This window comes from Kitasatospora sp. NPDC101155, assembly GCF_044768305.1.
In the GTDB taxonomy this organism is placed as follows: Bacteria; Actinomycetota; Actinomycetes; order Streptomycetales; family Streptomycetaceae; genus Kitasatospora.
Window position 1 is genome coordinate 217,201 of record NZ_JBIWPN010000005.1, and the last position, 24,640, is coordinate 241,840.

Annotated in this window: 22 protein-coding genes; 6 read left to right on the forward strand and 16 right to left on the reverse strand. The window is 74.6% G+C overall.

Annotated features, from left to right (window positions below; genetic code table 11):
* Window positions 1-31 precede the first annotated feature (31 nt).
* From ACIRYZ_RS09915 to ACIRYZ_RS09925, 3 genes are all read left to right on the forward strand, one after another.
* Entirely contained in the window at window positions 32-1,033 is a 1,002-nt protein-coding gene (locus ACIRYZ_RS09915; RefSeq protein ID WP_402941809.1) for an HAD family hydrolase, read from the forward strand.
* Between the two features lie 549 nt (window positions 1,034-1,582).
* On the forward strand, window positions 1,583-2,434 hold the full coding sequence (locus ACIRYZ_RS09920) for an ECF subfamily RNA polymerase sigma factor, BldN family (RefSeq protein ID WP_402942088.1): 852 nt from the start codon (window positions 1,583-1,585) through the stop codon (window positions 2,432-2,434).
* Between the two features lie 270 nt (window positions 2,435-2,704).
* Window positions 2,705-4,024: a DUF5667 domain-containing protein gene (locus tag ACIRYZ_RS09925; RefSeq protein ID WP_402941811.1), complete on the forward strand. Its 1,320-nt coding sequence runs from the start codon at window positions 2,705-2,707 to the stop codon at window positions 4,022-4,024.
* A 54-nt stretch (window positions 4,025-4,078) separates the two neighbouring features.
* Here ACIRYZ_RS09925 and ACIRYZ_RS09930 read toward each other — a convergent pair whose 3' ends face one another.
* The 7 genes from ACIRYZ_RS09930 to proC form a co-directional block, all read right to left on the reverse strand.
* Complete coding sequence (locus ACIRYZ_RS09930) at window positions 4,079-5,086, reverse strand: lysophospholipid acyltransferase family protein (RefSeq protein WP_402941813.1); 1,008 nt, start codon at window positions 5,084-5,086, stop codon at window positions 4,079-4,081.
* 6 nt (window positions 5,087-5,092) lie between these two features.
* Window positions 5,093-6,202 (reverse strand): NAD-dependent epimerase/dehydratase family protein, encoded by a 1,110-nt coding sequence (locus ACIRYZ_RS09935; protein WP_402941814.1) that lies wholly within the window; start codon window positions 6,200-6,202, stop codon window positions 5,093-5,095.
* A 150-nt stretch (window positions 6,203-6,352) separates the two neighbouring features.
* Entirely contained in the window at window positions 6,353-6,451 is a 99-nt protein-coding gene (locus tag ACIRYZ_RS09940; protein WP_003948845.1) for a 30S ribosomal protein bS22, read from the reverse strand.
* A 191-nt stretch (window positions 6,452-6,642) separates the two neighbouring features.
* Entirely contained in the window at window positions 6,643-6,852 is a 210-nt protein-coding gene (locus ACIRYZ_RS09945; RefSeq protein WP_148644250.1) for a helix-turn-helix domain-containing protein, read from the reverse strand.
* 225 nt (window positions 6,853-7,077) lie between these two features.
* A complete protein-coding gene (locus tag ACIRYZ_RS09950; RefSeq protein WP_402941816.1) occupies window positions 7,078-8,274 on the reverse strand; it encodes an acetoin utilization protein AcuC in 1,197 nt (398 codons plus the stop codon).
* Window positions 8,275-8,412: 138 nt separating this feature from the next.
* On the reverse strand, window positions 8,413-9,636 hold the full coding sequence (locus tag ACIRYZ_RS09955; RefSeq protein ID WP_402941818.1) for an MFS transporter: 1,224 nt from the start codon (window positions 9,634-9,636) through the stop codon (window positions 8,413-8,415).
* A gap of 106 nt (window positions 9,637-9,742) precedes the next feature.
* Window positions 9,743-10,570, reverse strand: coding sequence for a pyrroline-5-carboxylate reductase (proC, locus tag ACIRYZ_RS09960; RefSeq protein WP_387618580.1), 828 nt, complete (start codon window positions 10,568-10,570; stop codon window positions 9,743-9,745).
* A 167-nt stretch (window positions 10,571-10,737) separates the two neighbouring features.
* Between proC and ACIRYZ_RS09965 the strand changes: the two genes are divergently transcribed.
* The gene (locus ACIRYZ_RS09965; protein WP_402941820.1) at window positions 10,738-11,187 is read left to right on the forward strand and encodes a hypothetical protein; all 450 of its coding nucleotides are present in this window, start codon (window positions 10,738-10,740) and stop codon (window positions 11,185-11,187) included.
* Window positions 11,188-11,312: 125 nt separating this feature from the next.
* A complete protein-coding gene (locus ACIRYZ_RS09970; RefSeq protein WP_402941822.1) occupies window positions 11,313-12,689 on the forward strand; it encodes a hypothetical protein in 1,377 nt (458 codons plus the stop codon).
* Window positions 12,690-12,695: 6 nt separating this feature from the next.
* Here the strand turns inward: ACIRYZ_RS09970 and ACIRYZ_RS09975 are convergent, their stop codons facing one another.
* The 9 genes from ACIRYZ_RS09975 to ACIRYZ_RS10015 form a co-directional block, all read right to left on the reverse strand.
* The gene (locus tag ACIRYZ_RS09975; RefSeq protein WP_402941824.1) at window positions 12,696-13,208 is read right to left on the reverse strand and encodes an EamA/RhaT family transporter; all 513 of its coding nucleotides are present in this window, start codon (window positions 13,206-13,208) and stop codon (window positions 12,696-12,698) included.
* An 82-nt stretch (window positions 13,209-13,290) separates the two neighbouring features.
* Window positions 13,291-15,135 carry a dihydroxy-acid dehydratase gene (gene ilvD, locus ACIRYZ_RS09980; RefSeq protein ID WP_402941826.1) on the reverse strand — a complete coding sequence of 615 codons (1,845 nt, stop codon included), beginning with the start codon at window positions 15,133-15,135 and terminating at the stop codon, window positions 13,291-13,293.
* A gap of 144 nt (window positions 15,136-15,279) precedes the next feature.
* Window positions 15,280-16,068 carry a class I SAM-dependent methyltransferase gene (locus tag ACIRYZ_RS09985; RefSeq protein ID WP_402941828.1) on the reverse strand — a complete coding sequence of 263 codons (789 nt, stop codon included), beginning with the start codon at window positions 16,066-16,068 and terminating at the stop codon, window positions 15,280-15,282.
* A 44-nt stretch (window positions 16,069-16,112) separates the two neighbouring features.
* A complete protein-coding gene (locus ACIRYZ_RS09990) occupies window positions 16,113-16,916 on the reverse strand; it encodes a sugar phosphate isomerase/epimerase family protein (RefSeq protein ID WP_402942090.1) in 804 nt (267 codons plus the stop codon).
* Between the two features lie 564 nt (window positions 16,917-17,480).
* Window positions 17,481-18,443: a Ppx/GppA family phosphatase gene (locus ACIRYZ_RS09995; RefSeq protein WP_402941830.1), complete on the reverse strand. Its 963-nt coding sequence runs from the start codon at window positions 18,441-18,443 to the stop codon at window positions 17,481-17,483.
* A gap of 156 nt (window positions 18,444-18,599) precedes the next feature.
* Window positions 18,600-18,752: a hypothetical protein gene (locus tag ACIRYZ_RS10000; protein ID WP_402941831.1), complete on the reverse strand. Its 153-nt coding sequence runs from the start codon at window positions 18,750-18,752 to the stop codon at window positions 18,600-18,602.
* 93 nt (window positions 18,753-18,845) lie between these two features.
* On the reverse strand, window positions 18,846-20,138 hold the full coding sequence (locus ACIRYZ_RS10005) for an SUKH-4 family immunity protein (RefSeq protein WP_402941833.1): 1,293 nt from the start codon (window positions 20,136-20,138) through the stop codon (window positions 18,846-18,848).
* Window positions 20,139-20,236: 98 nt separating this feature from the next.
* Entirely contained in the window at window positions 20,237-23,059 is a 2,823-nt protein-coding gene (locus ACIRYZ_RS10010; protein WP_402941835.1) for a toxin glutamine deamidase domain-containing protein, read from the reverse strand.
* Window positions 23,060-23,087: 28 nt separating this feature from the next.
* Entirely contained in the window at window positions 23,088-23,543 is a 456-nt protein-coding gene (locus ACIRYZ_RS10015; RefSeq protein WP_402941837.1) for a hypothetical protein, read from the reverse strand.
* A 184-nt stretch (window positions 23,544-23,727) separates the two neighbouring features.
* Here ACIRYZ_RS10015 and ACIRYZ_RS10020 point away from each other — a divergent pair, with 184 nt between their 5' ends.
* Window positions 23,728-24,624 (forward strand): hypothetical protein, encoded by an 897-nt coding sequence (locus ACIRYZ_RS10020; protein WP_402941839.1) that lies wholly within the window; start codon window positions 23,728-23,730, stop codon window positions 24,622-24,624.
* Window positions 24,625-24,640: the final 16 nt, after the last annotated feature.

The window sequence follows — 24,640 nt, forward strand, 5'->3', positions numbered from 1 at the left end:
ACTCCCCGCCCGGCTGGCTATGCTCGGTGACATGGCCGTGCTCCGAAGGCTCACCCAGGCGAAGCGCTCCACCACCGCGCGGAGCGCCCCGGCGGCCGAGGCCGTGACAGAGGCCGGCGAGGCCGCCGCCGAGGCGGCCGAGGCCGCGCTGCGCACCGAGCCCCGGCCCGTTCCCGCCCGCGCCGACGCCCCGGCGGCGGGCCGGCCCGGGAAGGCGCCCAAGGCCCCGGTCGAGAACCACACCCCCGACCCGGACGACCCCCGCGCCGCCGCCTTCTTCGACTGCGACAACACCATCCTGCGCGGCGCCGCGATCTTCTACCTCGGGGTCGGCCTCTACCGCCGCGGCTTCCTCACCCGCCGCGACATCGCCCGTTTCGCCTGGCAGCAGGCACTGTTCCGGCTGCACGGCACGGAGGACCCGGACCACATCTCGGACGCCCGGAACACCGCCCTCGGGATCGTCGCCGGCAAGCCCACCGCCGATCTGGAGGCGATCTGCGAGGAGATCTTCGAGCAGGTCGTGGCCGACAAGATCTGGCCCGGCACCCGCGCCCTGGTCCAGATGCACCTGGACGCCGGCCAGCGGGTCTGGCTGGTCACCGCCGCCCCGCTGGAGGTGGCCCGGATCATCGCCCGGCGGCTCGGCATGACCGGCGCGCTCGGCACCGTCGCCGAGGCCCGGGACGGCGCCTACACCGGCCGGCTGGTCGGCGACCTGCTGCACGGCCCGGCCAAGGCCGCCGCGGTGCGCGCGCTGGCCCGGCGCGAGCGGCTCGACCTCGACCGCTGCGCCGCGTACAGCGACTCGGCCAACGACATCCCGATGCTCTCGCTGGTCGGCCACCCGTACGTGGTGAACCCGGACGGCGCGCTGCGGCGGCACGCCCGGGCACAGGGCTGGCGGGTGCGGGACTTCCGGACCGGGCGCAAGGCGGCCCGGGTGGGGCTGCCGGCGGCGGCCGCGGTCGGGGTGCTGGGCGGTGCGACGGCGGCCGGGGTGGCGTTGCGACGCCGTCGCCGGCGCGGCTGAACTCCCCTCCGCACCGCCGCGGACACCCCTGCGCGGGCCTTCCCCCGGGCGGGTGATCAGACGTCAACCAGGCCTCTGACCTGGCCCCTCGTACGAGCGAACTCCCCTTCCCCGCAGGGCCGTCCGGGGCCGCCGCACGAACCTGCCAGCCGGTGACCGGTTCTGATCGTTCGCCAGGCCGGGAAAGTCAGGGGTTGCCGGGCCCCAAGGCTGGGAAACCGCCCGCAGAACCACCGAATTGGTCACCCTGGGCACCCGAACGGTCACGTTGAGCCGGATGAACGATGACATCTCCGGTCAGTGTCAGCCGAATATGCACAACAAATGGATCTCAAACGACCACTTCGACCACACGGTGTAGCTGTCATTGCACAAAGCGTTATTCTCTCCTGGATGCACGTCACCCACGTGTCCCGCTCGAACGGACGCCAGGGGGCGTGCTCTCCGCGCAGGCGGAGGTGATCCGTCCACAGTTCTGCCTCTGGGAGTCCCGTGTACCCACCCGTCCGGAACGACGCGCCTGCACCCTCCCGCCCGTCGTCCGCGCCCCTGCGCCCCCGCACCGGCCTGCACGGCCGGCCGACCGCCGAGCGGCAGATCTCCACCGGCCTGGACCTGCTGCGCAACCTGCTCCGCAGCCAGCTCGCTCCTTTCCCCCAACTCGTGCCCGCTGGGGGCACCTCCCAGCCGCCAGGCTGGGGGCGCGTGCCGTTCGGCCACCAGCACGGCCCCGGGGTGGCGCCGCGCACCACCGCCGCCGGCTCGGCCGGCACCGGCTCGCGCAGCCGCACCGGCAGCACCGGCGTCGGCCGCAGCCGCACCCGCACGGCGCCCAGCCCCGGTTACGAGACCGAGCACAACCCGATCATGGAGCTGGTCGAGCGGGCCCAGGCCGGCGAGAGCGAGGCCTTCGGCCGGCTCTACGACCACTACTCGGACACCGTCTACCGGTACATCTACTACCGGGTCGGCAGCCGGGCCACCGCCGAGGACCTCACCAGCGAGACGTTCCTGCGCGCGCTGCGCCGGATCGGCACCTTCACCTGGCAGGGCCGGGACTTCGGCGCCTGGCTGGTCACCATCGCCCGCAACCTGGTCGCCGACCACTTCAAGTCCAGCCGGTTCCGGCTGGAGGTCACCACCGGCGAGATGCTCGACTCCAACGAGTGCGAGCGCAGCCCGGAGGAGTCGGTGCTGGAGTCGCTCTCCAACGCCGCCCTGCTGGACGCGGTGCGCCGGCTCAACCCGCAGCAGCAGGAGTGCGTGACGCTGCGTTTCCTGCAGGGCCTCTCGGTGGCCGAGACGGCGCGGATCATGGGCAAGAACGAGGGCGCGATCAAGACCCTCCAGTACCGCGCCGTCCGCACCCTGGCCCGGCTCCTCCCGCCCGACGCGCGGTGAGGCGGCGGTGACCGACGGGGCGATAGCCCGGCGATCGCTCGACCGGTCGTCACCACGGGTCCCCGATCGACACGTCCGGGTGAACGGTCGATCCGATGATCGGCGTTGCGTAACCGACCGCCCACACCGCTCGTTGGCCAGCATGCAAGCCCCCACCAGGCGCACGGTCAAGCCGAACTGCGACCTATCACCCGATGGAGTGGCTTTGGCCCGCCGAGGCAACCGTCCGGCTGGCCGGGGTGTCGACAACGACGAAGGGAGGTGTGGCCCGTGACGGCAAACGTGCTTGAGCACCGGCGGGCGAAGGCCTTCGCCGAGGCGCTGGAGGCCCACCAGGCGGAGCAACGCCGCGCGGCCAACGCCGAATCGGCCAACACCGCTGGCACCGAAGCCGGTTCGGTCGCGATGGCGGAACTGGTCGGCTTGGCCGACGCACTGGGAGCGGTGGCCCGGCCGACGCTGGACCAGGAGGTCCGGACGGTCCAACGCACCCAACTGATGGCCGCGTTCGAGCAGGCCTTCGCGGGCGGACCGGGCGCCACGGTGCCCCGGCAGCACCGGCGCCGGGCGGCTCGGACGGCGCCGCGCGGCCGGTGGAGCCGTCGCTTCGCGATCGGCGGGCTCGTCGCCGGACTCGCCGTCGGCAGCCTGGCCGGTGCCGCCGCCGCGAGCTCCGACGCCCTCCCCGGGGACACGCTGTACGGCATGAAGCGCGGCCTCGAAGGACTGCGGCTCGACCTGGCCGGCTCCGACTCCGAGCGTGGCGAGCTGCTGCTGGACAACGCCGCCACCCGGCTCGGCGAGGCCAACGCCATGGTCGGCCACGGCGATCCGGCGGGCGCGCTCAGCCCGTCCACCGTCGACCGGGTCCGCCGGGCGCTGGACGACATGCACGCCGACGCACTCAAGGGTCGTGAGCTGCTGCGTTCGGTCTACCGCAGCAACGGCTCGCTCGACCCGATGCGCGCGCTGGCCGGCTTCGCCCACGACGAGGACGGCCGCTGGAGCGAGCTGCAGGGTCGGCTGCCGGTCCAACTCACCGAGCAGGCGCACCTGGTGAACCAGCTCTTCGACGACATGAGCGAGGACGTCGCGCCCCTGCGCCTGGTCCAGCCGCCCGCCAAGAGCGGTGGCCCGGCCGGCAACGGAGCGGGCGACGACTCGTCCTCCTCGACCGGCGGCTCCCCGGCGGGCTCCCCCGCCAACGGCGTCGGCGCCGCGCCGGGCTCCGACCAGTCCCAGGGCGGCACCGACACGGGCAACGGCGCCAACCGCCCCGGCAGCACCACGCACGCCCCGGGCAACCCCGGCGCCGGCTCCACCGCCGGCGGCGGTGCCAAGGGCGGCGGCCTGTCGGGCACCCTGCCCACCAGCGCCCCGGACGCGGTCAACGGGCTGGTCGGCGGCCTCACCAACGGGCTCACCGGCGGTGCCGGCAAGCCCTCGCCGAGCGCCGACGCGGCCCCGCCGCAGGCGCCGCAGCCGTCCGGCACGCCCAGCACCGTGCCCGGCGCGACGCCCCAGGGCGTGGACGTGCCCCCGCTGATCCCGGGCCTGCTGCCCGGCCTGCGGATCCTCGGCGGCAGCTGACCGGCGCACGGCGAAGGGCCCCGGCGTCGCCGGGGCCCTTCGCCGTGCGGACCGTCAGAAGAACACCGAGCGCCGCTGCACCAGCAGCTGGTACAGGCTGTGCTGGATGGTCTCGCGCACCTCGTCGGCCAGGTCGAAGACCAGCATCGGGTCGTCCGCCGCCTCCGCCGGGTAGCCGTCGGTGGCGATCGGCTCGCCGAAGCGGATCGTCCACTTGGTCGGCAGCGGCAGCATCCCGAGCGGCCCCAGCCACGGGAAGGTCGGCGTGATCGGGACGTACGGCAGGCCCAGCAACCGGGCCAGCGTCTTCACGTTGCCGATCATCGGGTAGGTCTCCTCCGCCCCGACGATCGAGCACGGCACGATCGGCACCCTCGCCCGCAGCGCCGAGGAGACGAAGCCGCCGCGGCCGAAGCGCTGGAGCTTGTAGCGCTCGGCGAACGGCTTGCCGATGCCCTTGAAGCCCTCCGGCCAGACCCCGACGACCTCGCCGCGCTCCAGCAGCGCCTGGGCGTCCTCGTTGCAGGCCAGGGTGTGGCCGGCCTTGCGGGCCAGCTCGTTGATGCCCGGCAGGACGAAGACCAGGTCGGCGGCGAGCATCCGCAGGTGCCGGCGGTGCGGGTGGTGGTCGTGGATGACCACCTGGGTCATCAGGGCGTCCAGCGGGATCGTCCCGGAGTGGTTGGCGACGATCAGCGCGCCGCCCTCGGCCGGGATGTTCTCGATCCCCTGGACGTCGATCCGGAAGTACTTCTCGGCCAGCGGGCGCAGCAGCGAGAGCAGCACCTCCTCGGTGAGCTCCCGGTCGAAGCCGAACTCGTCCACCTCGTAGTCGCCGGTGATCCGGCGGCGCAGGAAGGCCAGTCCCTCGGTGGCCCGGCCCTCCCAGCCCTTGCCGAACAGCCGGGTGGCCACCGGGCCGAGCTGCCCGGACAGCGCCCCGCCGACGGCCCCGGCGAGCCGGTCGGCCAGTCCGGGGCCCTCGGGGGACGTCCAACTGGGGGCGGTCTCGATCGGGATGACCTTGGCCTCGCCCGGCGCGTTGTCGGCGGCGGCACTCATCGCGGCTCAGCTCCTCGGACGGCGGGGACGGTTCGGTACGACGTTCGGCGCGGCGGGGGCGGGCTCCTCCGGGCCGAGCAGGGCGGTCAGCCGGTCGGCGACGGCGGCCAGCCGCTCGGGCGGCAGCAGGCCGGGGCCCCGGGCGGCGGCGAAGTCGGCGAAGGCCTCCGGCGTGCTGAACACCGGCCGGTAGCCGAAGGTCTCCCGCAGCCGCGTGGTGTCCACCACCCGGCCGTGGGTGAGCAGCCGCAGCTGCTCGGGCGAGACGTCCACCAGCCGGGTCTGCCGGGCCAGCACGGCCATCCAGCTGACCGCGGGCAGCAGCAGCGGCAGGGTGGGGCGGCCGAGCCGGCGGGCGCACTGGGAGAGCAGCAGGACGCCCTCCCCGGCCACGTTGAAGGTCCCGGTGTTGACGGTGTCCGGCGCGGGCTCGTCGGCGGCCCGGCAGAGCACCGCGACCGCGTCGTCCTCGTGCACGAACTGCAGCCGGGGGTCGTAGCCGAGCACGGTCGGCAGCACCGGCAGCGCGAAGTACTCGCTGAGCGGGGTGTCGGCGTGCGGACCGACGATGTTGGCGAAGCGCAGCACCGTCACCGCGACGTCCGGGCGGCGGCGGGCGAAGCCGCGTACGTAGCCCTCGACCTCGGCCGCGTCCTTGGCGAAGCCGCCGCCGGGCGGGTCCTTCGGCTGGAGCCGCTCGGTGAACACCGCCGGGTCGCGGGGCGCGGAGCCGTAGACGCCGGTGGTGGACTTCACCACCAGCCGGCGCACCCCGGGGGCCTTCTGGCAGGCGCCGAGCAGCTGCATGGTGCCGATGACGTTGGACTCCTTCACCGCGGAGCGGTTGGTGGAGCCCAGGCCGGTGGCGCTGACGCTGAGGTGCACCACGGTGTCCACCCGGTGCTCGGCGATCACCCGGGAGACCGCGGGGCGGCGCAGGTCGAGCTGGTGGAAGGTGTACGGGGCGGCCGGGCCGTCCGGCCCCTCGACCGGCACCCCGGGCGGCAGCACGTCCACGCCGACGACCCGGTCCACGCCGGGGCGGCGGCGGACCTCGGCCGCGAAGCGGGCACCGAGATGGCGTGCCACACCGGTGACGAGCACGACGACACCCACGGTGCTGCACCCCATTTCCCTGACCCGAGCGGCCTGCGTGCACCGTACCGCGCTGCCGCGCCGGGCCGTGAAACGACACCGCCCGCCCTGGCCACGAGGGCCGGGGCGGGCGGTGGAAGCGCTGGGCGCGCTGGGCGCGGCCGGGGGCGCTTACTTCTTGTTGCGACGCTGAACGCGGGTGCGCTTCAGAAGCTTGCGGTGCTTCTTCTTGGCCATACGCTTGCGACGCTTCTTGATGACAGAGCCCACGGAACAACCCTCGCTCACTGAGACTCTCGTCCGTGAGAGACGGAGTCCATACGACTGACGTGAGGGCCTAGCCTACCGTCCGCCTGGCCGGGGCTGTAAATCGCGCTCCCGGCAACCGGGAAACTCGCGGGAAATCCCGGGCGAACGGGGACGGATCCACGGTCGTGGACCCGCCCCCGCCCGACCTGGGGCTACGCGCTCTCAAGCCGCACGTAGGACTCCTTGAGGTACTCGTGCACCGCCTGCTGGGGCACCCGGAAAGACCGTCCGACCCGGATGGCCGGCAGCTCTCCGCTGTGCACCAACCGGTACACGGTCATCTTGGACACCCGCATGACTGCGGCAACCTCCGCCACGGTCAGGAAGACGACTTCCTGCAGGGGGCGTTCGCCGGAACTCATGACCATCACCCGACCCTTACCCGTGTGCAAGGCACCGGCTTCCCCTCCGGTGACTCCACCGGCACACGTGTATCCCCAGAGTAGTTATGGGTGGTACCAGTGGGAAGAGGGGAAGTGCAGTCCTCGTACGGTGAGAGATAGGACTGTTGCAGTACGTAGCCGCTCGGCGGTTCGCACCAACGGGGGTACGCACGGCCTGGCCGGCGCGCGACCGGGGCGGCGGATTCAGGCCAGCAGGCCGTGGTGGGGGAACACCGCGCGGCGGCTGGCGAGGATGGCCTGATCGAGCCGGTCGGCCGGATCGTAACCCGATTCGAAATCACGCCAGGACGGGCGGGCGCCGTCGGTCATCCGCAGCGGGGCCGGGCGACGGGTACGGCGGTAGACCTCGGCGCGCCAGGGCTCGGGGGTCTCGGTGGCCGGGTCGACGGGCCGGCCGGCGGCGGTGGCGACCAGGTGGGTCCAGGTGCGCGGGACGACGTCCACCACGGCGTAGCCACCCCCGCCGGTGGCCACCCAGCGGCCGCCGGTCAGCTGGTGGGCGAGGTCGTGCAGTTCCTCGGCGATCAGCCGCTGGGCGTCCACGGTGACGGCGAGGTGGGCGAGCGGGTCCTCCAGGTGGGTGTCCGCGCCGTGCTGGGTGACCAGGATCTGCGGCCGGAAGGCGCTGAGCAGCTCCGGCACCAGGGCGTGGAAGGCACGCAGCCAGCCGGAGTCGCCGGTGCCGGCCGGCAGCGGCAGGTTGGCGGCGGTGCCGGGGGCGTCCGGGCCGCCGGTCTCGGTGGGCCAGCCGGTCTGCGGGAAGAGCGTGGCGGGGTGCTCGTGCAGCGAGATCGTCAGCACCCGGGGGTCGTTCCAGAAGGCCTGCTGGACGCCGTCGCCGTGGTGGACGTCCACGTCGACGTAGGCGACCCGCTCGGCGCCGAGTTCCAGCAGCCGGGCGATGGCGAGGGCCGGGTCGTTGTAGATGCAGAAGCCGGAGGCCTTGTCGGGCATCGCGTGGTGCAGCCCGCCGGCGAAGTTGACGGCGTGCGGGGTCTCGCCGCGCCAGACCGCCTCGGCGGCGGCCACGGACTGGCCGGCGATCAGCGCGGAGGCCGAATGGACCGCCGGGAAGGCCCAGTTGTCGTCGGTGCCGAGCCCGTGCCGGGGGTCCGGCTGCTCGGGGTGCGCGGCGGCGTGCTTGACCGCCTCGACGTACTCCCCGGTGTGCACCAGCCGCAGGGTGGAGTCCCCGGCGGGCGGTGCGGACCGGACGGTCACGCCGGGCCCGGTGCTCAGCCCGAGGGCCTCGACGAGGCGCATGGTGAGCGCCAGCCGGGTCGGGTCCATCGGGTGGCCGGGGCCGAAGTCGTAGGCGGTGACGGCCTCGTCCCAGAAGAGGTGCAGGCCGCAGGGGGTGTCACGCTCGGCTTCGGGCATGGCCTCCACCGTAGCGGGTGGGGGTGGCCGGGCGACCGCCAGGGCTCGCCGAGCCATCGCGCGCGGGCGGTGCGGCGGAGGACTCAAGGCGGTCCGGACGCCGCCTTCACGCCTCCGTGTCCTCTCCGGCCCCCGCCGTCACGCGACGGCCGGGGCCGCCACCGGTGCCGGGACGAAGCGCTCGGCCAGCGGCAGGACGGCGAGCACCAGCAGCATCGGGGCGAGCAGCGCCCAGCGGTACGAGCTCGCGTCCGCGATCGCCCCGACCAACGGCGAACCGATCAGGAAGCCCACGTAGTTGAAGAGGTTGAGCCGGGCCACGGCGGCGTCCGAATCGGCCGGGAAGAGCCGCCCGCCGGCCGCGAACACCTGCGGGATGATCGCGCAGATACCGAAGCCGAGCACGGTGAAGGCGGCGATGCCCGCCCAGGCGGCCGGCGCGACGGCGGCCAGACCGAAGCCGAGCGCGGCCACCACCGCGCCCGCACGCACCACCGGGACGACACCGAAGCGCTGCACCGCACGGTCGCCCAGGGCTCGGCCGGCCAGCATCGCCACCATGTAGCCGAGGTAGGAGAGCTTGGCGAGGTCCTCGCGGCTGCCCAGGCCGTCGGTGAGGTACTTGACGCTGTAGTTGGAGACCGAGGCGTCCGCGATGTAGGCGAAGGCCATCGCCAGACACAGCGGCAGCAGCGGCCGCCAGGGGACGGACCGGGCGGCGGCCTCGGCGGCCTCCCGGACGGCGTCGCCGAGTTCGGCCGGGCCGGCGGTGGGGGTCCCCCCGGCCGAAGGCCGGGGGAAGGTACCGGTCAGCACCGCGAGCGGGGCGATCACCGCGGCGGCCGTGCCGAACAGCACCGGCAGCCCGAGGTCCTCGTGCGAGCCGAGCCCCGCGATCGCCGCGCCCAGGATTCCGCCGAGGCTGAAGGCGGCATGGAAGCCGATCATGATCGAGCGGCCGTAGCGGTGCTGCAGGCCCACCCCGAGCATGTTCATACTGGCGTCCAGCGCACCCACCAGCAGCCCGAACGCGCCCAGCGCGAGGGCGAGTTGCCACAGCGAACCACCGAGCCCGACGCCCGCGAGGCTCAGGCAGACGGCCGGCTGGACCACCCGCAGCACGGCCCGGGCACCGGTGCGCTTCACCAGCTGCTCGGAGACGATCGAGCCCGCCCCGGCCAGGATCGGCACCGCGGCCAGGAAGACCGGCAGCAGCCCGTCGCTCAGCCCGTACCGGTGCTGGATCTCCGGGATGCAGGCGACCAGCAGCGCGAAGGTGGTGCCCTGGAGCAGGAAGCTGACGGCGAGCGCGGCCCGCCCGACGCGCAGGCCGGGCGGGACCGGGGACGGCTCAGCACTCATGCGGACCTCCAGACGACCTCGCTACCGACCGGTAGGACGATGTTGGCGAGAGCGTAGGCGGTGCGCCGCCGTTGCGGGAGGGGTCGCGCAGGGACTTCTGTGACGACTACTTGCCGCCGGAGGCCAGCTCCCGGGAGCGGTCCCGGGCCGCCTCCAGGGCGCCCAGCAGCGCGGCCCGCACGCCGTGATTCTCCAGCTCGCGGATGGCCGCGATGGTGGTGCCGGCCGGGGAGGTGACCGCCTCGCGCAGCTTCACCGGGTGCTCTCCCGAGTCGCGCAGCATCACCGAGGCGCCGATCGCGGACTGCACGATCAGGTCGTGCGCCACCTGCCGGGGCAGGCCGAGCAGGATGCCCGCGTCCGTCATCGCCTCGACCAGGAAGTAGAAGTAGGCCGGTCCGGAGCCGGACAGCGCGGTCGCCGCGTCCTGCTGGGACTCGGGCAGCCGCAGCGCCTTGCCGACCGAGCTGAAGATCTCCTCGGCGCGCACCAGGTGCTCCTCGGTCGCGTGCGAGCCGCCGGAGATGACGCTCATCCCCTCGTCCACCAGCACCGGCGTGTTGGGCATCACCCGGACCACCGGGGTGCCGGCCGCCAGCCGCTCCTCGAACCAGGCGGTCGGCACCCCGGCCGCGGCCGAGATCACCAGCCGGTCCGGGCTGACGTGCGGGGCCAGCTCCTCCAGCAGGGTGCCCATGTCCTGCGGCTTGACCGCGAGGATCAGGGTGTCGGCCAGCTTGGCGGCCTCGGCGTTGGAGACGGCCGTCACGCCGTAGCGGGCGGCGAGTTCGGCGGCGCGCTCGGGGCGGCGGGCGGTCACCAGGACGTCCGCCGGGTCCTCGCCGGCCCGCAGCAGACCGGAGAGCAGGGCCTCGCCGATCTTGCCGGTGCCCAGGAAGGCGATCTTCTGTCCGTGCGCTGCGCTGCTGCCCATGGTCCGCTCCTTGCCTCGGTACTGCGGCCATCCTCGCACCGCCCGGCGGCACCCGTCGGGACCGTCCGCTCCGTGGTCCCCGAAGCCCGGAGAACGCGGGCCCCTAGGGAGAGAACTCCGGGGTTTCCCCTATGGCCTCCGGGCCCGTACGGGCGCACCGTGGACCCATGGCACACGACGAGATGTCCCGACGTGAGAACCGGCAACTCGCCGCCGCCTCGGCGACGATGGGCCCGTGGCGGACGGCCGCGGGAGTCGGTGCGGTGGTGGGGGCGACCGCCCTGGGGATCGAGGCGATCTCCGGCGACTGGTCGCTGAGCATGCTGGCCGAGCCGGCCGGCTGGGGCCTGTTCTTCTTCTTCCTGACCGCCTGGGCGGGCGGGCAACTGCGCCGCGACACCGGCGACCGGCGGTTGCGGCGGTGGGCGCGCGAGCACCCCTGGCGGTCGGCGCTCCCGGCGGCCGGCGGACTGCTGGTGCTGAACATGCTGGCGCAGGTGCTCCTCGGCGGCTCCGGCCTGATCGGGGCGTTCTTCGTCTCGCTCATCCCGGCCGCCGTCCTGATGGCGATCGCCGGGGTGACGAACGGGGTGAAGGAGGCTCGCCGCAAGGGCTGAGCGGCCGTCGGACAGCGGCGCCTTTCCGGACAAAGGGTGGCGAACGCGCCCACTCCTTACACGAGTTCACCACATGGAGTGCCCCCGATCAACGAATCGTCACACCCCGTCGGCATACTGGCGCGATGCCGATAGCCGAAGATCCGGAGCCGCGCCCCTCCGAGGGCCGCGAGCCGGGCGGGTCCGACCCGTCCGAGGCGGGCGGGAAGGACCCGTTCGCAGACCTCGTCCTGGACGAGGACTTCATCAAGTCCGCCAGCGTGAAGGAGCAGTCCGGGCGCACCCGGATGCTGGCCGCCCGCTGGAGGCACACCCCGCCGGTCGACCCGGGTGGCCGCCGCTCCGTCAACGACGGCCCGGAGAAGGCCAAGCGACGCTTCGGACGCAAGCCCAAGCTCCAGGTGGTCGACCCCTGGGGCAACCCGCGCCCGCCACGCCGCCGCCGGCTGGAGTGGCGCGCGCCGCTGTTCGTCGTGCTGACCGTCGCGGTGCTGCTCGCCTCGCTGAACATCGACGGGCTGCGCACCTGGTACGCGGACCACATCGGCGGGAACGGTTCCTCGGCCGCGCCCACCCCGGTGCCGACCGTGGCCCCGGAGACGGCCAAGCCGACCACCGCGGCGCCGAAGGTCGACGAGAAGCAGCCGACCGTGGGCCACCCGTGGGCCGGCTCCCCCGCCGAGGGCTGGCCGAACGGCGCCGAGGCCTTCGTGCTCCCCGAGGCCAAGGCAACCGGCGTCTTCTCCGCCGACCAGGTCGCCGCCCAGCTGCAACTGGTCAAGGACTACCTGACCGCCGCCAACCTGGACCCGAAGGTGATCGCGGGCGGCCGGCCGGACGCCGCGCTCGCGATGCTGGACCGGGACGAGCGGGACCGCGCGACCGCCGCGCTGGCGAACCCGTCCAAGGACACCGACGCGACCAGCTGGTTCAGCCGCTTCGACCCGCGCGAGGCGATCCCGGTCGGTGACGTGGTCAAGGTGCAGGGCCGGATCAGCTACGAGGGCGACGGGGACAAGGGCGTCCTGGTCCACACCGACTTCAGCTTCGTGTACCCGCTGCGCCCCGGCCCGGAGGCCGGGAAGCGGGCCGGATCGCCCGCCCCGTCGGCGGGCGCGCCGCAGCCGACGAAGCCGGCCTCGCCCCAGGGCGGCGGCACGGCCAAGCCGGTGGGACTGGTGGTGCCGGTGGACGACGTGTCCGGGGACACCTGGACCACCCGCACGGTCGTGCGCCGGGTGGAGAACTTCCGCTTCTACGACCCGGGCCGCTACCCGGCCAACCCGAAGAAGCTGGTGATCGCCGACGGCACCACCTCGGACTCCGCCAACTCGGCCTGCGACGTCTACGACGGCTACTACCACCCGCAGTTCGACCAGTTCGCGCCCGCGCTGCCGGACAGCCCGGACGTCCGGCCGACCGGCCCGGAGACCGACCCGTACGACCGCAGCAAGGACCTGTCCGCCGAGCCCGGCGGGTGCGGCTCGGTCAGCCGCTACTGACCGCGGTCAGCGCTTGCGCTTCCCGCCGGGCCGGCCGCTGCGGTTCGACTGACGCTTCCCGTGCTGCTCGACGGCCCGCTGGTAGGCGGCCCGCTCGACCCCCTCGCCGGGGGCCTCGACCAGGCTGCGGGCGAAGTAGGCGGCCAGCGAGCCGGCCCCGCCGATCAGCCAGACCGCGCCGAGCGACTTGTCCTCGGCCATCCAGCCGGTCAGCTGGTCCTTGCCCTCGGTGAGGACCTTCCAGGTGCGCCGGACGGCCATCATCGAGCAGACCGCGATGGCGGCGGTCAGCAGCCCGTTGAGGAAGCCGCCGCTGTCGGAGAGCGCGACGCCCTCGACGCCGAAGCGCAGCACCAGCACGGCGGCGGCCGTCGCGACCAGGGCGCCGACCGAGACGCCGACCCGGCGCGGCCAGTAACCGTTGTCCCGGTTCAGCCAGCTGGTGCCGAAGAAGCGGATCGGCTCCGGCTCGGGGGCTCCGGCGGGCTCGGGGGCGGGGGTGGGGGGCTGCTCGCTCACGCCCTCGATTATGACCCGACGCCCACGGGCGGCGGAGGGGCCGTCCCCACCGCGGGACGGCCCCTCCGTTCGCTCGCCGGGATCAGCCGAGCTTGCTGACGTCCCGGACGGCGCCCTTGTCCGCCGAGGTGGCCATCGCCGCGTAGGCGCGCAGCGCCTGGCTGACCTGGCGGTCGCGGTTCTTCGGCCGGTAGCCGCCCGCGGTCTCCAGGGCGCGGCGGCGCTCGGCGAGGACCTCCTCCGGCACCTCCAGGGAGATCGTCCGGCCCGGGATGTCGATGGCGATGGTGTCGCCGTCCTCGACCAGCGCGATGGTGCCGCCGGAGGCCGCCTCCGGGGAGGCGTGGCCGATGGACAGGCCCGAGGTGCCGCCGGAGAAGCGGCCGTCGGTGACCAGCGCGCAGGCCTTGCCCAGACCGCGGCCCTTGAGGAAGGAGGTCGGGTAGAGCATCTCCTGCATGCCCGGACCGCCCTTGGGGCCCTCGTAGCGGATGACGACGACGTCGCCCTCCTTGACCCGCTTGGCGAGGATCGCCTCGACCGCGTCCTCCTGGGACTCGACCACGACGGCCGGGCCGCTGAAGGTCCAGATCGACTCGTCCACGCCGGCCGTCTTCACGATGCAGCCGTCCTCGGCGAGGTTGCCGTACAGCACCGCGAGGCCGCCCTCGACCGAGTAGGCGTGCTCGGCGCTGCGGATGCAGCCCCTGGCGGCGTCGGTGTCCAGCGACTCCCAGCGCTCGGACTGGGAGAAGGCCTCGGCGGAGCGGACGCAGCCGGGGGCGGCGTGCCACAGCTCGACGGCCTCGGCGGAGGGCGAACCGCCGCGCACGTCCCAGGTCTTGAGCCACTCGGCGAGCGAGTCGGCGTGCACGGTGTGGACGTCCTCGTTGAGCAGCCCGGCCCGGTACAGCTCGCCGAGGATGGCCGGGATGCCGCCGGCCCGGTGCACGTCCTCCATGTAGTACGAGCCGTTGGGCGCGACCTTGGACAGACAGGGCACCTTGCGGGAGATCGCGTCGATGGCCCGCATGTCGAAGTCCAGCTCGGCCTCCTGGGCGGCGGCGAGCAGGTGCAGGATGGTGTTGGTCGAGCCGCCCATGGCGATGTCCAGGGCCATGGCGTTCTCGAAGGCGGCGCGGGTGGCGATCGCGCGGGGCAGCACCGAGGCGTCGTCCTGGCCGTAGTGGCGGTTCGCGATCTCGACGACCGTCCGGCCGGCGTTCTCGTAGAGGGCCCGACGGGCGGTGTGGGTGGCGAGCACCGAGCCGTTGCCGGGCAGCGAGAGGCCGATCGCCTCGGTGAGGCAGTTCATCGAGTTGGCGGTGAACATGCCGGAGCACGAGCCGCAGGTCGGGCAGGCGTTCTCCTCGATGATCGCGATGTCCTCGTCGGAGACGTTCTCGTTGACCGCCTGGGAGATCGCGTCGACCAGGTCCAGCTTGCGCACGGTGCCGTCGACCAGGGTGGCCTTGCCGGCCTCCATCGGGCCGCCGGAGACGAACACGGTGGGGATGTTGAGGCGCAGCGCGGCCATCAGCATGCCCGGGGTGATCTTGTCGCAGTTGGAGATGCAGATCAGCGCGTCGGCGCAGTGCGCGTTGACCATGTACTCGACCGAGTCGGCGATCAGGTCGCGCGAGGGCAGCGAGTAGAGCATGCCGCCGTGGCCCATCGCGATGCCGTCGTCCACGGCGATGGTGTTGAACTCGCGCGGGATGCCGCCCGCCTGCTTGATCGCCTCGGAGACGATCCGGCCCACCGGCTGCAGGTGGGTGTGGCCGGGGACGAACTCGGTGAAGGAGTTGGCGACCGCGATGATCGGCTTGCCGAAGTCCTCGCGGGCTACGCCGGCCGCCCGGAGAAGCGCCCGGGCGCCTGCCATGTTGCGACCGTGGGTGACCGTACGGGACCTCAGCTCGGGCACTGTGCTCCACTCCTTCGGGGCTCTCGACGGCTCCCCGCGGGAGAGGGAGGTGCGGGGGCCGCTGGTGGTTTCCGAGCCTACGCCCGCCGTCCGGCCGCCGGACATCCCGTCCGGGATGCGGGCAGGCGCGGTCGCCCCCTGAGGTCAGCCGGGCTTGACGGCCACGGCGAGGTCCAGGATGAACGGTTCGACCACGACGCCGTCCGGGAAGTCGGCGCGCAGGGCCTCCCGTTCGACGGCCAGGATCGGGGCGCGCTCCTCGGGGGTGAGCGAGGCCATGAAGGAGCGGGAGGTGAGGTCGGTGAGCACGTGCTCGACGGTGACCCGCCGCTCCCAGCGCAGCCGGGCGTACCCGACCGCCAGCCCGGCCGGGGCGAAGTGGCGGGTGTGCTCGGTGATCCGGCCGTAGCCGTGGTAGCGGCCGGGCAGCGCGGCGGTCAGCCGCTCGACCCGGGCCCGGACCCAGGGCACGGTCTCGTCGGGCACGTTCCACCAGGCGGCGAGCGCGCCGCCTGGCCGCAGCACCCGGATCGCCTCCGGGACGGAGCGCTCGGGGCGGGTCCAGTGGAAGGCCTGGGCGTAGCAGATCAGGTCGGCGGAGTCGTCGTGGAAGGGCAGGTCGTCGCCGTTGCCGCGGACCAGCGGGAGCTGCGGCGAGGCGGCCCGGAACTGGGCGGCCATCCCGGCGCAGGGCTCGACGGCGATCACGTCCGCGCCGCGGGCGGCCAGTAGCCGGGTCGCGATGCCGGTGCCGGCGCCGACGTCCAGGACCCTGGCCCCCTTGAGGCTGCGGCCCCAGAGCCGCTCCAGCTCGTCGAACAGCTCGTCCGGGTAGCTCGGGCGGGCCCGGTCGTACTCGGCGGCCACCGAGCCGAAGCTCTGGGCCAGTTCACGGAAGTTGCCGAGCTCGCTGAAAAGCCGATCGTTCGTCACCGCTCCCCCTCGGTACGGAAGTTCGCGCCCCCGCGGGCCCGGGCTCAGCGTACGCGCGAGGGGGTGGCCAGGTGCAAGCGGGTGAAGGCGAGGGCCTCGGCGAGATCGGCCTCGCGTTCGGCGGGGGACGCGGCGCGCCGGGTGTTGACCTCCAGCACCACGTGGCCGTCGAAGCCGGTGCGGGCCAGGTGCTCCAGCAGCTCGGCGCAGGGCTGCTTGCCCCGGCCGGGGATCAGGTGCTCGTCCTTCCCGGAGCCGCTGCCGTCGGCCAGGTGGACGTGGGCGAGGCGCTCGCCCATCCGCTCGACCATGGTGAAGGCGTCGATCCGCGAGGTGGCGACGTGCGAGAGGTCGATGGTGAAGTGCCGGTACTCCTCGTCGGTGACGTCCCAGCCGGGGGCGTACGCGAGCACCTCGCGGTCGCGGTAGCGCCACGGGTACATGTTCTCGACGGCGAACCGGACGTCGGTCTCGCCCGCCATCCGGTTGATGCCCTCGACGAACTCGCGGGCGTACTGGCGCTGCCAGCGGAACGGCGGGTGGACGACCACGGCGCTCGCGCCGAGCTTCTCGGCCGCCGCCCGGGCCCGGACCAGCTTGGTCCACGGGTCGGTGGTCCACACCCGCTGGGTGATCAGCAGGCAGGGCGCGTGCACGGCCAGGATCGGCAGCTGGTGGGCGTCGGAGAGCCGGCGCAGGGCCTCGATGTCCTGGCTGACCGGGTCGTTCCAGACCATCACCTCGACCCCGTCGTAGCCGAGCTTGGCGGCCAGCTCGAAGGCCACGGTGGTGCTGGCCGGGTACACCGAGGCGGTGGACAGGACCACCTTGGTGTCGGGGATGTGCAGGGCGGGGTGCTGGGGCAGCACCAGCCGGTCGGTGGTGCGCAGCAGCGGCGAGCGGGCGGCGTCGCGTTTGGCGGCCTTGACCGAGCGTACCGACTGGACGGCGGCCTTGGCGGCGCCGGCGGCCCGGGCGGTGCGGGTCTCCTTCGGCTCCTTCGGTTCCTCCACGGTGGCGGCCGGCTGCCGCGCGGTCCGCTTCGCCGTGGTCTTCGCGTCCGCGGTCCTCTGGGCCGTGGCGCTCTTCTCCGCGGCCTTCTTGGCGGTCGCGGTGGCGGCCTTCTTCGCGGTGCGCTGGGCCGCCTGGACGGCCTTGGCGGCCTGGGCGGCGGTGGCGCCCTTGACCGCCTTGCCGACGCCCGGCTTGCCGAGCCGGCGGCGCGGAGCGTCCGGCCGCGGCGGCCCGTCCCCGGGCGCGCGGCCCTCCCGCGTCCCGTCCTCGCCCGCTGGTTGCACCACGGGAGACAGCGTAAGCGGAGCGCGCGCCGAACGGGACCGGATGCCCGGCGCAGTGACCGGCGGCACGTTCGCCCGGCGGGCGCGATACGGGACGGGCGCGGGGTCGCCGCGTTACGGCGTGAGCGCGGGGCGGCGGCGGTCGGCGGGGCTGTCCATGGCGTCCAGCTGGCGCAGGATGATGCCCTCGCGCAGCGCCCACGGGCAGACGTCCAGCTCCTCCAGGCCGAACAGGTCCATCGCGGCGTCCGCGACCAGCGCCCCGGCCAGCAGCTGCTTGGCCCGGCCCTCGGAGACGCCGGGGATCTGCGCGCGCTCGGCGACGGTCATCGTGGACAGCCGCGGCAGCCAGGCGGACAGCCCGCTGCGGGTGAGCCGGCGGTCGGCGTACGGGCCCGCGTCGGCGGCCGCGGCGCCGGTCATCCGGGCCAGCTGCTTGAAGGTCTTGGAGGTGGCGACGGCGTGCTTCGGCGGCCCGAGCCGGGAGATCTCGCCGACCACGTTGGCGATCTCGGCCCGGATGTGCCTCCTCAGGTCGCGCAGCCCGTCCGGGTCGGCGACGTCCCCGGGCAGCCAGCCGGCCGTCAGCCGTCCGGCGCCCAGCGGCAGGGAGCAGGCGACGTCCGGCTGCTCGTCCAGGCCGCAGGCGATCTCCAGCGAGCCGCCGCCGATGTCCAGGTTGAGCAGCCGGCCCGAGGACCAGCCGAACCAGCGGCGGACGGCCAGGAAGGTGAGCCGGGCCTCGTCCTGTCCGGACAGCACCCGCAGCTCGACCCCGGTCTCGGCGGCGATCCGGCGCAGCACCTGCTCGCCGTTGGCGGCCTCGCGGACGGCGGAGGTGGCGAAGGGCAGGATGTCGACCACACCCTTGTCCTCGGCGACCCGCAACGAGGAGGCGATGTGACCGACCAACCGCTCGACCCCGGCCTCGCTTATCGCGCCGGACTCGTCCAGCAGCTCGGCCAGGCGCAGCTCGGCCTTGTGGGAGTACGCGGGCAGCGGGGCTGCACCCGGATGGGCGTCCACCACGAGGAAGTGGACCGTGTTGGAACCTACGTCGAGCACACCGAGTCGCATAACTCTCCACGCTACGCGATCCGGCACCGCCGGAGATCGGTTGTGACGGTATTCGCGCTGGTCCCGGTCGTTCCCGACCGTTCCGGGTGCGATCGCTGTCCGTGCGGCTCAGTGCCCGCGTGACTCGGTGTCCGCGCGGTTCGCTGTCCGTGCGGCTCAGTGCCCGCGAGGTCCGGCCCGATGCCCGGTACGGCAGTTGGTGTCCACCCAGCGGCGGGCCGGGCCCGGGGTGTCGGTGATCAGACCGTCGGCGCCCCCAGCGGCCGTCAACTGCCGGGACTCCTCGTCGGCCGGCGTCCACACGTACACCTCGCGCCCGGCCTTGCGGGAGGGCGGTGAGGACGGCCGTCCGGGCGGTGCGGGGCGGTCACGGCTCGGTGCTCCGGCTGCTGCTTCGGTCGATCAGAGCAGGCCGTCCCACAGCTGCTCCACCACGACGGCCCACCAGTTCTCCGGATCGTCGTAGACCGTACCGTCCAGTTCCGCCAGCGCCCGCTGAAGGGCGTCCACCACCTCGCCCGCGGCGGCCGGGTCGAGCCCGCGCAGAGCCGGCCACCAGCCGGCGAACACCTCCAGGCAGCGGACGAAGGACCGCAGGTCGGCGTTGCAGTGCCGGGCGGTCCCGTAGTCGGGGTCGACCGCCCGGACGGTGCCCCGCTCGGCGTCGAGGGTGATGACCGCCCAGCCGTCCGAGCCCAGTACCAGCTGCCCCGCGAACGCGAGGCGCTCGCGCTCGGCCGCCCGGGTGCCGCCGCCGAGCGCCGCCAGGTGCGCGGCCAGCGGCGGGAGCACGGCGCCCGGGCGGGAGCCGTCCGCGATCGCCTCCGGCCCCGGGTGGTGCAGCACGAAGAAGCCCTCGACGGCCACCGGCACCCCCACCGCCAGCAGCAGCGCGGCCGCCTCCCCGGGCAGCTCGACCCGCGCCACGTCCGCCGGGTCGAAACGCCGCACGCCCGCCGGGCCGAACCGTTCGGCGAGCCGTCGCGCCAACTCCCGGTCCGGCTCCGGCGGCAGCGGCTGGACGGCACGCGGGAACGGCACCCGGTTGCGGACCGGCCCCTCCGGCGGCGCGGGCAACTCCCGTACCGCGGCGGCCCGGTGGTCGGAGCGCGGGCCGTACGGGAGGTCGAAGTCCAGCCGCAGGTGCGGGAGTTCGGCCGCCAGCGCGTACGCCCAGTAGCCGCCGGGCAGCGCGCTCAGCCGCAGATCGGTCCGCACCGCCAGCACGTCCTCCGCCGCCACCCCCTGCTCCCGCAGCCACCACCAGCCGCGCAACGCCGGGTGCGACAGGCCGGCGGCGGACCGCAGCGCCAGCGAACGGGTCTCGCCGACGGCGTCCCGGTACGCCAGCTCGGCCCGGGCACCCCGGCCGGTCGCCGGCGGCAGGGTCGGGTCGTACCCGCCCGCCCCCACGAAGTCCCGGTAGAGCCCCACCACTTCGTCCACCGGCACCGACGGCCACACCGTGAACCGCCCGCTCTCCCGGTCCACCACGGCGCACGCGGCCCCCACCTCCTCCGGCGCCCGCCGTTCCCCCGTCCGCGGGTCCACCTCCACCCGCACCGGCTCCGCCCACACCACCCACCCGAGCTCGAACTCGTGCGCACACACCCGCCGCACCGCCCCGGCCCCCTGCGGCAGATCCCCGTTGATCCACCGATGCCCCGCCTCCACCGCCTGCGCCCGCGAGATCACCCAGCCACCCCCGTCATCGAACCCGAATCCCACCACCATCATCCAGCCCCGCGCCCACGACATCCCGCCGCGGCCGGGCCGCGGCGGTGAGGGAGGACTCAGGCGGCGGCCAGGTCGAGGGGGCGGCCTTCGGGGGTGAGGGCGATGGCCCAGAGGCCTTGGGTGGCGGGGTGGAGGGGGGTGGGGCTGTGGCGGGCGAGTTGGTGGTCGAGGTAGGTGACGGTGTCCCGGTGGTTGACGGCGTTCCAGGCGTGGGGGCGGCCGTAGGCGTCGAGGGTGAGGAGGACGGCCTGGGCGCCGTGGCCGGCGCGGCGGAGTTCGTCGGCGAGGCGGGTGAAGGCCCGGCCGCCGTCACCGAGGTCGCGGAAGGGGGCGCCGAGTTCGCGTTCGGCGCGGTCGCGGCCGCCGCGTTCGCCGGCGTCGCCCTCGGTGGGGATGCGCGGGGCGGCGCAGGTGGGGCGGCCGGTGTAGGTGTCGACGGCGGAGAGGGCGATCTCCAGGCTGTTGTTGGCCCGGCCGGGTTCGCGGTAGCCGCCGGCGTTGACGGCCTCGGTCCAGGCGCCGACGGCCGGGTCGGGGTGCCGGGCGGGCAGGTCGTCCTCGTCGCGGGGGATCCGGCGTTCGAGTTCGGCCTGGTGCTGGGGGTCGACCGGCCCGAGCCCGCCGGGCAGGCCGTACGGGCGGCTGTCCGCGATGGTGCGCAGCCGGAGCTCGGGGTCGTCGGCGAGCGGGCCGCGCCGGGCGCGCAGGGCGAGTTGGAGCGCCATCGCGTGGGCGGTGGCGACGGGGACGGCGCCCCAGGCCAGGGTCGGGTCAGCGAGGCCCGCGGCGGTCTCCCGGCGGCGGCCGTCGGCGTGGTGCGGTTCGGGCCGGCCGATGACCGGGGTGGTGCCGACGATCGGCGGCTCGGCCGGGGGCGGCGGCGCGGCGACCGGACCGGGCGCGGTGACCGGGGACGGCGCGGCCCCCACCGGAGTGCGAGGCACGCCCGGCCGGGGCTCGACGATGCCGGGGGAGGCGGCCGCGGGCGCCCCCGCCACCGGGGCTCCGGCCACGGGCGCCGCGCCGACGACGCCTCCGGGCGCCCCCGTCCCGACGCCGCTGCCGAAGGGGGCCGCCATGTGCACGGGGGATCCCCCGACGCCGACCGCGAGCGGCCCGGGCCCGACGGCCCCGACCGCGCCGGCCGGCGGGTAGCCGCCCGCGTACCCCGGCGTCCCGAACTGCCCGGCCACCCCGACCACCCCGACGTGCCGGGCGGGCGCGGGCGAGTCCGGCGTCGGGCCGTACCCGGGGCCCCCACCGGACGGCGGGACGGTCGGCGGGACGGACGGCGCGGGCGGCGCGCTCACCGAGTCCGTCCGTACGGTCACCGGCGCGCCGCCACCGCCACCCCCACCGCCGCTGTGCGCCGGAGCCTGGAGCGCGTAGTCCCCGTCCGACCAGCCCGCCGCGACCGACCCGCCGCCCTGGTACGAGGGCGCGGACCGCACCACCGGCCCGTCGTCCCGCGCGGGCGGCGCCCAGTCGGAGGAGGAAGAGGGGGGAGCGGAGGAAGCGGAGGAGACGGCGGCCGCCGCGCCCCGGTGCGACCCGCCGTACGAGGGGCCCGGGGCCGGGGCGGCGGCGACCACGGGATCGGCGGCCTCGGGCGGAGCCACGGAGGACACCGCGGACACGGGGGCCGCCACCGACGGCACCACCGTCGAATCCACCACCGGCACCACGGCCGAAACCGTCACCGGCCCCGAGGCCTTCGGGTCGGCCTTCGGATCGAGCTTCGGATCAGCCGTCGGGTCGGTCCTCGGGTCCCCCGTCGCGGCCCGCGGATCCGTCAGGTCCGCCAGGGCCAGCCCGTGCAGTGGTCTGCCCGCCTCGTCGGTGAGCACCGGCTTGCCCTGCTCGTCCCGCTGGACGGCCAGGTCCGCCACCCCGACCACCGGTTTGCCGTCCGGCCCGGTGACCACGAGCAGCCCGGCGGCGTCGGTGACCGGGGTGCCGTCGGAGCGCAGCACGACGGGCTTGCCGTCCGCGCCGAGGACGGGCTGCCCCTGGGCGTCGAGCTTGACGCTGAGCCCGGGCACGCCGACCACGGGCTTGCCGTCCTTGCCGGGGAGCAGGACCAGCCCGGTGCCGTCCGCCCCGAGGACGCCGGGCTCGCCGAGTGCGGCGGGCAGTCCGGCGGCGCGCGGGTCGAAGCCGCCCTTGGTGCGGTAGGAGGCGGAGGTGATCCCGGTCCCCGCGGTGGTGCCGAGTCGCAGCAGGGCGACGGCGGCGGGCTCCTTGAGCGCGGTGGACAGGGCGTCCTGCATGCTGCGGCCGAGTTCGGCGAGCAGCCCGGCGATCTTCAGCCCGGCCGTCTCGACCGCGACGTCCTCGACGCCCGCGGCGACCTGGGTGGTGGCGGCGGTCCGCACGCCGTCCGCGACGCCGGTGACGGCCTTCCGCAGGCCGCCGAACACCCCGGTCCGCCCGGTGCCGGCGTCGGCCTTCGCCGCCGTGGCGACCGTGGCCGCGGTCTGCTGGACCGCGGCGGCCTGCTCCTGGGCCTGCTTGAGTTCGGCGGCCAGGTTCTGCAGGGTGGCGATGATCTCGGCCTTGCAGCTGTCCACGGCCCGCGCGGCGGTGTCGAAGGCGGTGCCGACCAGCCCGACCGCGGTGTGGGCGTCGTCCAGGTGGCCCTTGCCGCCGCCGCTGAAGGTCCGCCAGTAGGCGGTGAAGGACTCGACGGCGTGGCCGGAGTTGTCCGAGGTCACCCGCTGGACGGACTCCCCGCAGCGGCGGGTGAGCCGGTCGGCCTCGGAGCCGAACTCCCGCCAGAGCGCGGCCGCCTTGCGCAGCGCCTCCTCGTCCGCCTGCGGCCAGGGCTGGCCGGTCCTGGCCAGCAGCGGGACCAGTTCCTCGGGCAGTTTCCGGGACACGCGCATCTCCCCCTTCGAGCCGGGCCGCTCAGACCGACATGTCCTTGGGGACGACCGGCGCCGCCCCCGGGGTTGCCGACCCGGCGACCGAGTACACCGCGGGTGACACCCCCGGCCCGGACGGGTACGCCCCGGGGTCGGCCTTCGCCCCGAAGCCGTCCGCCGTCGAGGTGTCCGTGTCGGTGGTCCGCTCGGCCATCGCGTGCAGTCCGGCCCCGACCCGGCCCACCCCCCCGGCCAATCCCTTGAGCCCGCCGAGGAGTTCGCCGTGCGCCGGGCCGTACACGGCGGCGAAGGCGCCGCCCGCTTTGTCCGTGCCCCACGGTGTGCCGAGCGCGGCGAGGCCCTTCTCCAGGGCACCGACGGCCTTGCCCAGCTCGCGCCCGATCCGCTCGAACTCCCGCCCCTCGCCGCGCAGTTCCCACGGCTTGATGACGAACCCGGCGCTGCCGCCGTCGGACGTCCCGGTGCTGCCGCCTGCCATCCCCGTACCTCCCCGTAGCGGACCGGCCGCCATCCTAGGCACGCTCCCGTCCGCCCCGTGCCGACCGCCGGACCTCTTCACCCCGCCTTCACGCCGCCCGGGGCCGGCCCGGACTCCGGCCCGACGGCGGGCCCGGGGCGTGGCCACCCGCCCGTACGCCCCCGCGAAGCTCTACCCTTGCCGGGTGGCACCAGCAGAAACGTCCAAGAAGAAGGCCAAGGCGAAGCCCTCGGCCTCCCCCGCCCCCGTCGACCTCGCGATGCCGACCCTGCGCCGCGAGATCCCGCGCGACGAGGTCCCGCTCGACTTCCCGCGCGCCTGGGTCGAGTTCGCCGACCCCGCCGACGAGGAGCAGGTCTTCCGCTGCGACCTCACCTGGCTGACCTCCCGCTGGTCCTGCGTCTTCGGCCAGGGCTGCCACGGCATCCGCGAGGGCCGCGGCGAGTCGGACGGCTGCTGCACGCTGGGCGCGCACTACTCGGACGAGGACGACGAGAAGCGCGTCCTGGGGCACGCGGCGCGACTGACCCCCGAGCTGTGGGAGAACTTCGCCGAGGGCACCGACGCCAAGGGCCGGATCAGGTCCGACGGCGGCATCACCATGCTGGACGAGGACGGCGACCGGCAGACCCGCCGGGTCAACGGCGCCTGCATCTTCGTGAACAGCCCCGACTTCGCGGGCGGCGCCGGCTGCGCCCTGCACGCGCTGGCCCTCAAGGAGGGCCGCGAGCCGCTGGAGACCAAGCCGGACGTCTGCTGGCAGCTGCCGATCCGCCGCACCTACGACTGGATCGACCGCCCCGACGACACCCGCTACCTCCAGGTCTCCATCGGCGAGTACGACCGCCGCGGCTGGGGCCCGGGCGGCCACGACCTGCACTGGTGGTGCACCGGGGCCCCGGCGGCGCACCAGGGCGCGGAGCCGGTGTACGTCAGCTACCGCCCCGAGCTCACCGAGCTGATGGGCCGGGCCGGCTACGAGGTGCTGGCCCGGCTGTGCGAGGAGCGGATCGCCACCAAGGGCGACCGCAAGGTGGCCCCGCACCCGGCCGACCCGGGCAAGAAGAGCAAGAAGAGCTGACCTGCCCGCCGGCTCC